14 protein-coding genes are annotated in these 13,318 nt (G+C 45.8%); 5 read left to right on the forward strand and 9 right to left on the reverse strand.

Features of this window, described 5'->3' with window-relative positions:
* Positions 1-126: 126 nt before the first annotated feature.
* Positions 127-1,932, forward strand: a complete 1,806-nt coding sequence (locus AZI87_RS03475; RefSeq protein ID WP_253696402.1) for a hypothetical protein — start codon at positions 127-129, stop codon at positions 1,930-1,932.
* A gap of 119 nt (positions 1,933-2,051) precedes the next feature.
* On the opposite strand, the gene murC is transcribed toward AZI87_RS03475, so the two are convergent.
* From murC to mraY, 6 genes are all read right to left on the reverse strand, one after another.
* Positions 2,052-3,413, reverse strand: a complete 1,362-nt coding sequence (gene murC / locus AZI87_RS03480; protein WP_063205025.1) for a UDP-N-acetylmuramate--L-alanine ligase — start codon at positions 3,411-3,413, stop codon at positions 2,052-2,054.
* The gene (gene murG / locus AZI87_RS03485) at positions 3,410-4,480 is read right to left on the reverse strand and encodes an undecaprenyldiphospho-muramoylpentapeptide beta-N-acetylglucosaminyltransferase (RefSeq protein WP_063205026.1); all 1,071 of its coding nucleotides are present in this window, start codon (positions 4,478-4,480) and stop codon (positions 3,410-3,412) included. Before murG ends, murC begins: the two co-directional genes overlap by 4 nt.
* A complete protein-coding gene (gene ftsW / locus AZI87_RS03490; RefSeq protein ID WP_063205027.1) occupies positions 4,480-5,622 on the reverse strand; it encodes a putative lipid II flippase FtsW in 1,143 nt (380 codons plus the stop codon). Before ftsW ends, murG begins: the two co-directional genes overlap by 1 nt.
* An 85-nt stretch (positions 5,623-5,707) precedes the next feature.
* Positions 5,708-6,076, reverse strand: a complete 369-nt coding sequence (locus tag AZI87_RS03495) for a hypothetical protein (protein ID WP_063205028.1) — start codon at positions 6,074-6,076, stop codon at positions 5,708-5,710.
* Between the two features lie 112 nt (positions 6,077-6,188).
* Positions 6,189-7,577 carry a UDP-N-acetylmuramoyl-L-alanine--D-glutamate ligase gene (gene murD, locus AZI87_RS03500; RefSeq protein ID WP_063205029.1) on the reverse strand — a complete coding sequence of 463 codons (1,389 nt, stop codon included), beginning with the start codon at positions 7,575-7,577 and terminating at the stop codon, positions 6,189-6,191.
* 4 nt (positions 7,578-7,581) lie between these two features.
* Entirely contained in the window at positions 7,582-8,658 is a 1,077-nt protein-coding gene (gene mraY, locus AZI87_RS03505) for a phospho-N-acetylmuramoyl-pentapeptide-transferase (protein WP_063205030.1), read from the reverse strand.
* Positions 8,659-8,862: 204 nt separating this feature from the next.
* Between mraY and AZI87_RS03510 the strand changes: the two genes are divergently transcribed.
* Together AZI87_RS03510 and AZI87_RS03515 are read left to right on the forward strand one after the other, a co-directional pair.
* A complete protein-coding gene (locus AZI87_RS03510; RefSeq protein WP_063205031.1) occupies positions 8,863-9,327 on the forward strand; it encodes a CBS domain-containing protein in 465 nt (154 codons plus the stop codon).
* A 19-nt stretch (positions 9,328-9,346) separates the two neighbouring features.
* Positions 9,347-9,577, forward strand: a complete 231-nt coding sequence (locus tag AZI87_RS03515; protein WP_063205032.1) for a hypothetical protein — start codon at positions 9,347-9,349, stop codon at positions 9,575-9,577.
* Here the strand turns inward: AZI87_RS03515 and AZI87_RS03520 are convergent.
* Entirely contained in the window at positions 9,574-9,846 is a 273-nt protein-coding gene (locus tag AZI87_RS03520; RefSeq protein WP_063205033.1) for a GNAT family N-acetyltransferase, read from the reverse strand. The two genes, AZI87_RS03515 and AZI87_RS03520, sit on opposite strands and share 4 nt — an antisense overlap.
* A 119-nt stretch (positions 9,847-9,965) precedes the next feature.
* Between AZI87_RS03520 and AZI87_RS03525 the strand changes: the two genes are divergently transcribed.
* The gene (locus AZI87_RS03525) at positions 9,966-10,751 is read left to right on the forward strand and encodes an EcsC family protein (RefSeq protein WP_216635245.1); all 786 of its coding nucleotides are present in this window, start codon (positions 9,966-9,968) and stop codon (positions 10,749-10,751) included.
* Here the strand turns inward: AZI87_RS03525 and AZI87_RS03530 are convergent.
* Together AZI87_RS03530 and AZI87_RS03535 are read right to left on the reverse strand one after the other, a co-directional pair.
* Positions 10,744-12,024, reverse strand: coding sequence for a sensor histidine kinase (locus AZI87_RS03530; RefSeq protein WP_063205034.1), 1,281 nt, complete (start codon positions 12,022-12,024; stop codon positions 10,744-10,746). The two genes, AZI87_RS03525 and AZI87_RS03530, sit on opposite strands and share 8 nt — an antisense overlap.
* Entirely contained in the window at positions 12,021-12,716 is a 696-nt protein-coding gene (locus AZI87_RS03535; RefSeq protein ID WP_063205035.1) for a response regulator transcription factor, read from the reverse strand. Before AZI87_RS03535 ends, AZI87_RS03530 begins: the two co-directional genes overlap by 4 nt.
* A 160-nt stretch (positions 12,717-12,876) precedes the next feature.
* Between AZI87_RS03535 and AZI87_RS03540 the strand changes: the two genes are divergently transcribed.
* Positions 12,877-13,314, forward strand: coding sequence for a Spy/CpxP family protein refolding chaperone (locus tag AZI87_RS03540; RefSeq protein WP_063205036.1), 438 nt, complete (start codon positions 12,877-12,879; stop codon positions 13,312-13,314).
* The last annotated feature ends 4 nt before the right edge of the window (positions 13,315-13,318 follow it).

The raw sequence follows: 13,318 nt of genomic DNA on the forward strand, positions 1-13,318 counted from the left end.
CTGCTAGGAAAAGGACGAATTCTCAGATTGAGACTTCGTCCTTTTTCGTCACCTGTCAGCCTTTTTTACTCTCAGAATCAGCACCGCCTTACTCGATGTGGATAAGAGCTTGCACTCTTTATGCGCATGAAGACATGTCTGCTTTTAATCTTAGGATCCCTTCTATTTTCAGTCGGCGCCACAGCCGCTCCGAAAAGAATCTGCACCATGACTTTAAACTCTGAAAACGAGCGCGAAGTTCTAAGAAGTCTTTATGCGGGCAGCGATGTCGAAGTCATCGAACTTGTTCCTGCGAATAAGGATCCTCAATGGCTACAAAAAGCCTGTCAAAGCGGTATTGAATGCGATGTGCTTTTAGTATCGGGACATTTCGGCGGAGTGTTTTTCGGTGAAGGGGTCAGTACAACATTAGATCTTAAAGAAATTGAAAAGCTCAGTTGTGAAAATGCGTGTCCCGGCATCTTGAACAAGCCCAAAGATATTTTCTTGATGGGATGTAACACCTTGGCGACCAAAGTCCCCGACAAACGCTCCATTGAAGAATACGTCGAAGTTCTAATTAAAAACGGTTTTCCACGTGATCTCGCCGAGCGCGTCGCCTTTTCTCGCTATTCCGATTACGGTATGAGCATCAGCCAGATTTTTTCTTCGGCTTTTCCTCAGGCGGAAAGACTGCACGGATTTTCGAGCACAGGTCCCATGGGCCGTGTTGCAGGTCCGATGATGCGCAGAGCTTTGAAAGATATTTCCAAAGAAACATTTTTCACGAAAGGCCCGAACATCCAAAAGTTCAAAGATGTTTTTGCAGGAACTAGTTACCGTATTGTAGACCCTAAAAAAGAAATGGATCCGAACTACCGCCATCTTGCTTGTAAGACATATTCGAAAGATACGGGCCACAACAAAGAAGCCATCGAGTTTATTTCTCAAAAAACGAATTTAAAAAAATACTACGAGCCTCTTTTAGAAGCCTCAGAAAATCCGTCCTTTTTAGCCCAATTGCAAAACACCGTGCTTCCTTCGCCGGAAATCACCAGAAATTTTGAAAATTTCTTCGCACAAATCAGTTCAGCAAAATCTTTACCGATGAAAATGAAATTCCAATTTTTGGAATTGCAAGCCAAGCTCGGTTTGATGCCAGAGATGGTAAAACGAGAACAACAAGAAAAACTCATCCGTCAAAGATTAGCAAACGGCTTGAACTTCATCATCACCGACCAGCTTTGCACAATGAAAGACCATCTTAAAAACATCGAACTTAAGGGCGATTGGGTCAAGCTAGACAAAGTAGGCATCCCCTTCATGCCCAGAGTCGCTCAGTGCTTTGGCTCTTACGACACACGAATGGAAGATTTATTAAAAGCGATGGCAACAATGGATGACCCTTCGTGGAGACGCGAAGCCGTTCGCGCATTGGCTCCCCGCCTAACACCAATAGAAGTCCAGGATCTTTTGATCGCCTCTTCAGCATGGTCCGTCCGCGACCACCAAGACATCCTGTACACTCTAAACCAAAAACAACAAGACCCCTTACCACCCATGGCCCAACATTGCATGCTTAAAGCCAAACGCCAAGACACAGCAGATTCACGCGACGGCTACCGCTGGGGCTGCTACAAAGAGTTCGAACACCTTATTGATACACCCGCAAAGTGCCATCAAGTCGCCGACCAATTTGAAACCAACAGCGTATCAGGCATCGACTGGAACTGCCTCACCAGATTCAACTCAAAAATCCACCTAGGCGCCTGCATGGCATCGGCAGACCGCAACCAAGACCCAGAAAACTCTGACGACATCCGCTGGTACTGCTGGAGCAAACTCCACGACCAAAACCAACTCAGCCGCTCCGAGTGCTTAGCCCTAGCCTCCTCAATGCGAATCCAAGGCAACCGCTTCAAAGCCAACTGGAACTGCATGAACCGCCTCTAAAAAACCAAACCATGAGGCACCAAAAAAAATCCTCGACGCAAAAAACGCCGAGGACTTTGTTATTTAATAATTTGAAATTCTGAACATCGTAGGCTGCGCTGAAGGAGAGGGCTCCGATTTTAAAGCTGATTCAAAACATCAAGACCAAGTTTCCATCCGTCGCCGGCTCCTAGAGTGACGAAGACATCGCCTTCTTTAAGGAGACCCAACACTTTCTGAGTCGCCTTCTCATCACGCAGGAAATAAGAAGCATTGGCATGTTTCATATCCAAAGCGAGCTTTTCACTGCTGATTCCCGGAATCGGCGCTTCACCCGCCGCATAGATATCGGTTAAAAGAACTGTGTCGGCCTCTTTGAAGGCTGTTGTGAAATCATGCCAGCAGTGTTGCGTGCGTGAATAACGATGTGGTTGGAAAAAGACGACCAAGCGTTGGCCAGGATACTTTTCACGGAAGGCTTGCAAGACTGCGCGCACTTCTGTGGGATGGTGACCGTAGTCATCGTAAATTCTGATGCCGCGTTTTTCGCCTTTGAAGTGAAACCGACGATCCACACCCTCAAAGCGCTGAAGACCTTTTGCACAAGTTGCAAATGGAATTCCGGCGGCAACACCCGCACAAATGGCGGCTGTCGCATTCAAAGCATTGTGACGACCTGGAACTTTCAAACTGAATTCGCCCACTAAGTGGCGCGTTCCTAAAAGACGATCACTGCGATACAGAGAGTAATTGCCTTGCTCACCAGAAAGAACCAGATCGTTCTTTTCATCAAAGCCGTAGAATAAAATACGTTTTGGGAAATTTTCAAAAATCTGACGGATCACGGGATCATCACCGCAAGCAATGACTTTTCCATAGAATGGAACCTTTTGGGCAAAGTCATAAAAACTTTTTTGCAAGTTTTCAAAAGTCTTATAGTGATCCAAATGGTCGGAATCCACGTTCGTGATGATCGCCACTTCCGGAGAAAGTTTTTGGAAACTGCCATCAGACTCATCAGCTTCAGCAACCAACCAGTCACCAGATCCCAACATCGCCGTTGACTTGATCAACTCAAATCGTCCCCCGACAACAATCGTCGGACTTAAATTAGCTTCTAAGAAAATTGCTGACGTCATTGACGTCGTTGTTGTTTTTCCGTGAGTTCCTGCGACAGCGACTCCACGCTTAAGACGCATGATTTCCGCCAAAGCTTCAGCTCTTGGGATTAAAGGAATTTGACGTGCACGGGCTTCAGAGATCTCTGGGTTTCCGTATTGAATGGCGCTAGAATAAACCACCACATCCGCATCGCCAACATTGGAGGATTGATGTCCTTTAAAGACTTTCACTCCAATTTCGCGAAGACGTTCCGTGTTGGCGTTGTCTGCGATGTCACTTCCTGAAACTTTTGCGCCGATATTGTGAAGAAGCTCCGCGAGCCCACACATACCGATGCCCCCGATACCTACGAAATGAAATTTGGCCTGTTGTAACTTCATTGCAAGATTTCCTTTGCGATCGTGGTCGCCGCTTGAGGGATGTAGAAGTTCTTTATATTCTGAACCATCTGTTCACGCAAAGCTTTATCGTTTCTTAAAGATTGAACTTCTGAAATCAATCTTTCCGGAGTTAAATCTTTCTGTAAAATCATGCGACCTGCATTTTTTGACACAAGACTTTCAGCATTTTTTTGCTGATGATTGTCGGCCGCTGGCAAAGGAATAATGATCGGGATAATCCCGAAAGCCGCAGCCTCAGCGATAGAGCTCGCACCACCTCGGCTGACGATGATGTCGGCCCAACGATAGTATTTTGGCATGTCGTAGATGAACTCCTGTGGCTCAACACTGCATGGAGCTCCACGATATTTTTCTGAAATGGTTTTAAAATCCAAAGATCCCAACTGATGAACGACAGACAAGTTACGAACCCAATCCCCACCGGACATGATGGCGTCGCTTAAACAGTTATTGATCGCACGTGCACCTTGGCTGCCACCAAAAGAAAGAAGATGGAAGTTGTCATCTTCGCGTTTTTCGGTCTGGGCGTTTTCGATTTCTTCGCGCACGGGCATTCCGGCTTGAATCACGTTATCGCTCTTTAAGTGTTTCTTGGCTTCAGCAAAAACAACGAAGCACTTATCAACGAAACGCGCCAGAAGACGATTTGCCATTCCTGGCATCGCATTCGGTTCCCAGATGGCCGTATTAAAACCGATGATACTGGCAGCCAGTACGAAAGGACCCGAGGCATAACCGCCCACGCCGATCACGTACAAAGGCTTCAGTTGGCCCAGCAGGCGAATCGACTGCCAAACGCCCAAAGGAATTTTAAAAAGAGTTTTTAGCTTTTGAAGGGGACTTTTGACGTTCAGCTTACCGGACTCGATCAAGTGAAGCGGGAAACCTTCGCGAGGAACAATTTTCGTTTCTAAACCCATCGCCGTGCCGACAAAATGAACTTCCACACTGGGATCCATTTTTTGAATAGCCCGCGCGATTGCTATACCAGGATAAATGTGACCACCGGTCCCACCACCCGCGATCACAATCGTCTTTTTACTCATTAGTTTTTCACCTTCGCATGCGTCCAGCGTGATCCGAATCGACGAGAAAATTTATCCTCTTCAAAAGAGTTTTCGATGTTCAGGATCAAACCAAACATAAAACACAATGATACCAAAGAACTTCCACCGTAACTCAAGAATGGCAGAGTCAGACCTTTCGTCGGAAGAAGTCCCATAACCACCCCCGCATTGATAAAGACACTCAGTCCAAAAGTCACTGACAAACCTAAAGCCAAAGCTCTTTTAAAGGGTTCTTCAGCTTTCACTGCGATCTGGATCCCGCGAAACACGACGAATCCATACAGAGCCAGAATCGCCACAAAACCGATGAAACCCATCTCTTCACCCAACACCGCCATTGTGAAATCCGTGTGCGCTTCAGGTAAGAAGAACAATTTTCCTTGGCCTTGTCCCAATCCTGCACCCGTCAAGCCACCCGAGTGAAAACTGAGCATACTCTGAATCACTTGGAAGCCCTTCTGAGCAGGATCGGACCAAGGATCCAAGAACGCCAAAACACGCGCCCGACGGTAAGGAACCGACATCACCAAAAAATAAAACGCAGGAATCAAAACCGCAAAGGACGCAATAATGTATTTCCACTGTAAGCCGAACGCAAAAAGCAATGTCACGCCCACCATCATGATGATGGCAAACGTTCCGAAGTCAGGCTGCTTTAACAAAAGCGCCATAGGGAAAATCATAAAGAGCACAATCCAATGCCACTTCACACGCGCTAAGAAGTTTTCTTGGCGGACCACAAGGCTTGCGAATAAAAGACTGAAAGAGATCTTCAGCAATTCGCCCGGTTCAAAACGAATTCCAAACGGAAGCTGAATCCAGCGCATCGCCCCGCCAACACGAACTCCTAAACCGGGAACATACGTCGCTAAGACACCTAACGTCGCTAAAAGCCAAAAGGCCCAACCGTATTTTTCGATGTAGCGAAAAGGAATATGAATGGTGGCAATCAGAACAGCAAACGCGATCAGAGCGAAGATGAACTGTCTTTTGAAGAAGAAAAGACCGTCCCCGTAAGATTCGATCGCGAAAATAAAGCTGGAGGAATAAACTTGGACAAGGCCAATACCCAGAAGAGTGATGATGGCTAAAAACAAGCTGCTAGACAAATATCTCAACATAGATGGGACTCCCGACCTTTAGTTAATCAGAAGTCCAATTTATCGTCTATGAATCTGAATTTGGGTTTTTAAAAGCTGGACCCGCTTATTCGGAGATCACGTCAGCGTTAGGATCTTCAGTTTCCACCTTAGGAGCCGGAGCTGAAGTCGCCTTCTTGGCAGTCACCGCGCCCTTCTTTGTCGAAGCACAGCAGTAGATCACGCCGTTTTGGTCCGAAGAGTTTTTGTAGTTCGTGATTGAGAAGTTGCGGTTAGCGTCGCAACGACGTGCCATTTGCATGCTTAGCTCCACGTCCAAGTCTGGATTCAAATCACCACTTACGAACTCACAGTACATTCCGGTGCTTGCTGCTAGTTTTTCACGTTGTTCCTGGCGAGCTTTAAAAGTTCCGGAAGCACAACCGGAAAGAAGAAGAACGGAAGATGTGAAGAGGATGAAAAGACGTTGGGACACTTAAGCCTCCTGGCTAAAAGAAGACCGTCCTTCTTGGACGGTCTGATGCTTGTGAGCTGCTTCAGCTACGGGCGCGCGTGCGCGCGCCCTGCGCTCTGCCGGCTGCCGCCGGTCAATGAAACTTTCTCACGATTTCTTTGAAATAATCGCCGCGCTCTTCGAAACTGTCAAACATGTCGAAGCTTGAGCAGCCTGGAGATAGAAGAACGGTGTCACCGATTCTGGACTTTTGGTAAGCGATAAGAACCGCCTCCTCAAATGTACCGATCAAGAAAGTTTCAGAGAAGTCACCAAGGTCACGGTTGATTCTTTCTTTGGCTTCCCCGACTAAGATCAAGGTCTTGACCTTTCTTTTTACGGCAGTACGTAAAGGCTCGTAATTCAAATTCGTATCTTTACCACCCGCGATCAATATCACGTTTTCATCGAAAGTATCCAAAGCGCGAAGAACCGCGTGCACGTTTGTTGCTTTAGAGTCGTTGTAGAAAAGAACTCCGCCGACTTTACGAACGTACTCGATACGGTGAGGAAGGCCCGTAAAGGTGTCGATCACTTTTTGAACAGCCTCGCGAGTTGCTCCGTGTTCACGAGATGCCAGGATCGCGGCCATCACGTTTTCAACAGAGTGCTTCCCGCGCATTTTCATGTTCTTGATCGTGAAAGTTTCGATCTCTGGACCTGTGCGAACACGGATCTCATCACCGATATTCACGGCACCACCGATGTTCATGATTTGTGGTTCCAAAGCCGGTTTGCGAGAGAAGTAGAAAATTCTTCCGCGTTGAACCGCTGGATCACGCGCCAACTCAACAACCGCGTTGTCGTCAGCATTCAAGATGCTTGTTGTCGCTTGATTTGTGTTTTTGAAAATACGTCTTTTGGCGTTTACATACTCTTCCATAGAGCGATAACGATCCAAATGATTTTCAGCCAAGTTCGTGAACACGATGTTCATCGGGTTGAACGTGTCACAGTGTTCAAGCATGAAGCTAGAAACTTCTGCGATCACCACTTGCGCTTTTTCTTCAGAGCGCAAGTAATCAACCAAAGGTTTTTCATTCGCGCCACCCACCCAAGTTTTAATGCCGGATTCTTTAAGAATCGCTTCGGTGATTTTCGCAACAGTCGTTTTACCATTTGTTCCTGTCAATCCAATGATAGGTTCTTTGATAAAGCCTGCAGAGAATTCAAACTCGCCCGTAATGCGGATGCCTTGAGATCTTGCGTAATCGAAGATTTTCAAATTGCTAGGCACGCCCGGTGACAAGATCACAAGATCTTGCGCAATGAAAGTTTTTGGACTGTGACCGCCCAATTCAAACTTGATTGGCAAATCACCCAATTGTTCTAACTGAGTCGAAAGTTCAGGTTTGGATTTATGATCCGTCACTGTCACTTGCGCGCCATGCTTAGTCAGGAAGTGCGCCAAAGAGGCCCCCGTCTTACCAAGACCGACGACAAGAATTCTTTTATCTTTTAATTCGCTAAACTCTTTATACATTTTCTTACCTCAACTTCAGAGTCGAAAGACTTAATACTGCAAGCAAAATAGAGATGATCCAGAAACGCACGATGATCTTTGTTTCTGTTAAACCACCCAATTCAAAGTGATGGTGAATCGGTGCCATTTTAAACACACGCTTCCCGGTCATCTTAAATGAAATCACCTGAGTGATGACCGACAACGCTTCCACCACGAACACACCACCAAGAACAACCATTAAAAGTTCATTCTGAGTGATCACGGCCATGGTGCCCAAGAAACCGCCCAATGAAAGCGATCCCACGTCCCCCATGAACACTTGTGCGGGGTACGCGTTAAACCACAAAAATCCCATTCCTGCAGCAACAATCGTCGCCGCGACCGGAGTTAATTCACCCGCCCCGATCACATGCGGAATTTGCAGGTAATTCGCGATTGAAAAGTGGCCTGTGACGTAAGCGAACAAACCTAAAGTCGCCGCAGAGATCATCACCGGAACAATCGCCAATCCATCCAAACCGTCAGTTAAATTCACTGCATTGGCTGTGCCCACAATCACTAAAGATGCGAACACGATGTAGAGATAGCCAAGCTCCAAAGAAACGGACTTAATAAATGGAATTGTCACCGCTGTGCTTAGTCCGTGATAGTGAACCAAATAAGCGATCACTCCACCGCTGATTAAAAACTCTCCGGCTAAACGAATTTTACCAGAAAGACCTTTGGAGTTTTTCTTACTCACTTTGAGCCAATCATCCATGTAACCGATCAAACCAAAGCCCCAAGTGATAAGCAGCACCGCCCACACCAAAGCATTCGTCATGTCGACCCAAAGAAGACACGGAATCAAAGTGGAAAGAAGAATCAATCCTCCACCCATTGTCGGTGTTCCCGCTTTTTTCTTATGCGTTTGAGGACCATCATCGCGAATCGCTTGCCCAAAGTGCTTCATCTGCAAACGACGAATGAAGTAAGGTCCCCACATCCAACACAGCAAAAAGGCCGTGAAGAACGAGATAAACGTACGGACAGTTAAGTACCTGAAAACATTCAGAGGCGAAAACTGATCCGCCATCGAATAAAGCCATTGATAAAGCATGCTGAAGATATCCTCTGTAGTGACTTGTAAATTTAAATTTCCTAGGAACTTAAAGGGTTTAGCATGAACAGATTCGCAAAAGCAAGAAAAACTTTATAAGTATATGATATTACTGCTGTTTTAAAAATCTTATGAGAGATGACAGTCGTCATGTTACTGACATTTAGAAATGATAAAATTGAAAAGTGATGAAGGAGGTCCGTTGTGAAACTCGTATTGAAAAATCACATAAGTCGTAAGCTAATCACTGTGCCTAAAACAGCCACAGCTGCAGAGGCACAACGCTTGATGGCCAACTATTGGATTCGTCATCTGCCGGTGATGGATGAAGAAGATGATTATATTGTCGGAATGCTTTCGGACCGCGATTTAATGCGGGCTTCTTCTGTAGAAGTGACCGTCGACAAAATTATGACCTCACCTATTAAAACCTTCGACATCGACACTCCCATTGATGATGTCGTGGAGGCGATGATTGAAGAAAAAGTCTCGGCCTTTTTAATCACTAAAGAGGATGAAGTGGTAGGTATTGTCACGACAGAAGACATGCTTGTCGTTCTTCATCAAGTACTGAAAAAAGAAGATACAAGCACATGGAATTTGAGCGAGATCTTAGTAAATCCGGCCCTGCAACGAGCCGCCTACTTAGTAGGTCAAGCGGGTATCTAACATTGATAAGGGGGATTGTATGAATAAAGAAAAAACTACGAAACCCAGATTCGCCAGTCATAAAATGAATTATGGAAAAATGAATGAACGTGATGCCCGTGCTTCGGGCTACACAGACAAACAAGGGCGCGCCGTCGACATGGCAAAGCCTGATGTGGAAGGCTCACCGACGGGCGCTTATACCGACATCGGTGCGGGACGCTCCTCTGTGGTTCATCCCTCACCTAAAAAAACGGAAGACCATCACTAGTGCTTTAAGATGGATTTTTCTTCAGGATGTTTTTCGAACCATTTTTTGACATAAGGACATGTTGCGATCACTTGGGCGTTTTCTTGCTTCGCTGTTTTAAGGGCTTCACGCACCAATTGATCCGCAACATTTTTCCCTCGCGCCTCTGGCGGCACTTCCGTGGCATACAAATCGAAGACATCCCCTTTACGACGATAAAGCAGATGAGCTTCGCCGCCTTCAACCATCGTCAAAAATTTGTGACCCTGAACATCGTGCTTAAATTCCATGTCCAACCTCATTGTTAAAAGTGGTGACTTTATTGTGATAACTAAAAAACAAATCAGCAATATAAGACTTCGTGTAAAATAGCGTTACTGGTAGTGCAAATTCACAGAAGGAGATTTCGATGCAAATGGATTCCATAGACCTGCAATCACTTCGACTGGCTAAGGAACTTTTGGAAAAACCGGGAATCACGGCGCGCATCGCCGCTAAGATCGGAGCCCCCGTTGAAAAAGGCCTTTCACTTTTACCGGACAAAGTTCAAAAAACGGTGCATAAAGCAGCGGAAAAATCCATTCACGTCGCCTATGACCTTGCGATGCGCACCATTCCGCCTACGAGCGAAAAGACTTCGCACAATTTGGGTCATAAGCTTGCGGTTGCAGGGACTGGCGGCGCAGGTGGTTTTTTCGGACCGGCTTCCCTTCTTATCGAACTCCCTATTTCCACGACTTTGATGATGAGATCCATCATCGACATTGCCCAAAGTGAAGGTGAAGACATTTCTGACATTGATACGAAACTAGCTTGCCTTGAAGTCTTCGCCTTTGGTGGACTGAGCACGGCCGACGATGCGGCTGGCTCGGGTTATATTATGACTCGGGCCGCTTTATCAAAAGCCTTCACGGATGCAGCCAAAGCCTTTCTTGGCAAAAGCCTGGCAGAGGAAAGTGCGCCCATCATGATGCGACTGCTGGCCAGTGTGGCATCACGTTTTCAGTTGGTGGTGGCCGAAAAGGCCGCGGCCCAACTGATGCCTTTGGTGGGAGCATTGGGTGGGGCCACGGTGAACGTTATTTTTATGGATCACTTTCAAGACATGGCTCGGGGTCACTTCGTTGTACGAAGATTGGAAAGAAAATACGGTATCAACGAAGTACAGACAATGTATCGCGAATTGGCTATTTAGGAAGGCGGATAGTAAACTCACTTCCCACATTCATTTTGCTGGTGACCGTGATCGTTCCTTCATGGGCTTCGATCACAGCGCGAGCGATGGCCAAACCCAATCCAAATCCCGATTTCCCCGGAGACCTCGCCGTATCAGCACGATAAAAAGGTTCAAATATATGAGTTAAATCTTTTTCGGAAATTCCGATCCCTTGATCTTTCAACTTCAACACCCAATGATCGCAGTCTTTTTGTAAAGAAATAGTAAGTTCATTGGCTTCAGTAGGTTTTGCGTACTTCATCGAGTTTTCAATGAGATTGCGCAGAACACGCTCCATTTGCATCGCGTCCATGTGCAGTGAAGCTTCTGCAGGCATATTGAGATTCACCTTCAAAGCCCCTTCGTAATCAGAGACGACATTAGAAATAAGCTCGCTCAAATTCACATTGGATTTTTTTAGCGACTTCGCCCCTTCCTTAAGACGATAAGATTCTAAAATCTGATGAATGAGTTCTTCCATCTTAGAAAGATCATCTTTTATAGATGACTTCATTTTTTCATCGGCCAAAAGATCTACAGCAACCCCGACACGAGTCAACGGACTGCGCAGTTCATGACTGACATCACGAAGAAGTTGCTCTTTAGCGACGATCATTTTTTCAAGGCCATCGGCCATGTTATTAAAAGAGTCGGCAATAAGACCGAATTCGCCGCGATGATTTGTTTTAATACGATACTTCAAATTCCCTTCCGAGATTTTATTAACTCCTTCAACGACGACTTTGATCGGCGACATCATCCAGCGAATCGTTAAAAAACTGATGGCCATGATAAAGAAGATAAAAGAGGCGACCCATAAAAAAGGAAACAACCACGCGCGCGGAATTTCATCATAGGAAATAAACCAAACAGTCCGTGGCGTGACTCCTTTCACCTCCGCAAAGTAAAAGCCGTTGGTTTTCCCTAAAGAAAGTTTATTTGAAAAATCCTTATCCATTTCTTCGGTGGTCGCAAAACTGGGAAGCCCCTGGCTGTCAGCCAGTTGTTCAAAACCTTCCCGTCGGACACGCAATTGCAAGTCTTTATAGAGACGGCGTATGTCGTCCTCGGTTTGAATCTTGGCGCTCAAACTTTGAAAATAATTGGCAGCATTGTTTTCTATCACGGGCGACAAAGATTTTTCGGGGCTTAATGAATGTCCCAAAAGAGCCAAGCCTCCGACAATCAAAAGCGAGGTCAGAAGAAAGGCCAGAAACACTTTGATAAGAAGTTTCATTCCACGGGGCTTCACAGTGTTTCCTCCACAGGAGCGATAAAGCAATAACCTTCTCCCCACACGGTGCGCAGGAAGACCGGAGTCTTAGCTGGGTCTTTTAATTTTTGTCTTAGACGGCTGATGGCGACATCGATGCTGCGGTTGTAAGCTTCCCAATCCACGCCACGAAGTTCATCCATAATACGATCCCGGGAAAGGCTTTGACCCGCGTAAGACATTAAAAGTTTCAATAATTCATACTCGTGTGTGCTGAGATTTAAATTCTGATCTTCTAGGAAAGCCGTGCGAAGCTGCGTATCCAGCACAAGAGATCCTGAGCGCAGTTTGTTTCCGCTCACTGAAGTCTTTTTATACCGACGAATCAGGCTTTTCATTCGCGCCACAAGCTCACGAGCTTCAAAAGGCTTGGGCAAATAATCATCCACGCCGAGCTCCAGTCCTAAAACTTTGTCAGAGGTTTCTCCGCGAGCTGTGAGCATCAGAATCGGAAGATCACTGAATCCACGAATTTTTTTGCACACCTCGAAGCCATCCATTTCAGGTAGCATCACATCTAGAATAATCGCATCGAATTTTTCGCGCTTTAAAGCAGACAAAGCTTCAGAAGGAAGGGTGAACTGCACAGTTTCCAGCTCAAACTGACTGAAATACTGCTTCAACAGCTCTCCTAATTTTTGATCATCATCGATCAGGGCAATGCGATTCATAGCTGTATCTTAATCTATTTATGTATTTCGTGAAAGCCCCAAAACCCTGAATAATCAAGCAGTTACAATTTGTTACAAATATTAACAATCCGGCAACCACTTCGCCCTCGGAACCACCTAAACTTGTATTTAAGAAACCCACTCATCCGAAGGAGTTGATATGAAAATCGTAAGTAAAAGAAAATGGCCTCGTGTTTTAGGCGTTGTCTTAGCGGTCGCTGGAGTTGGTCTGATGACGGGTTGCCACCGCAGTCCGGAAGAACGAATCAATGCCGTCAGCGAAAAAATCGCGGATAAGTTTGATTTCAATGAACAACAAAAAGCTTTATTGAATGATATCGCCGCTGACGTGAAAAAAGACTTCGCAGAAGAAAAAGCCGTCCGTCAGTCTTTGTACGGTGATTTCAAAACAATGCTGCTTTCTGAAGAACTTGATAAAGCCAAAATCAAAGAAGTGATCAAACAACGTCAGGCGCGCATGGACGCAAGAACGGATAAATACATTGATAAGGTATCCGCTCTTCATAAAAGCTTAACGCCTGAACAGAAAAAAGAACTCGTCGAAAAAATCGAAAAGTTCCATAAGAAGTGGGAGTAATTTA

Source organism: Bdellovibrio bacteriovorus (genome assembly GCF_001592745.1).
In the GTDB taxonomy this organism is placed as follows: Bacteria; Bdellovibrionota; Bdellovibrionia; order Bdellovibrionales; family Bdellovibrionaceae; genus Bdellovibrio; species Bdellovibrio bacteriovorus_B.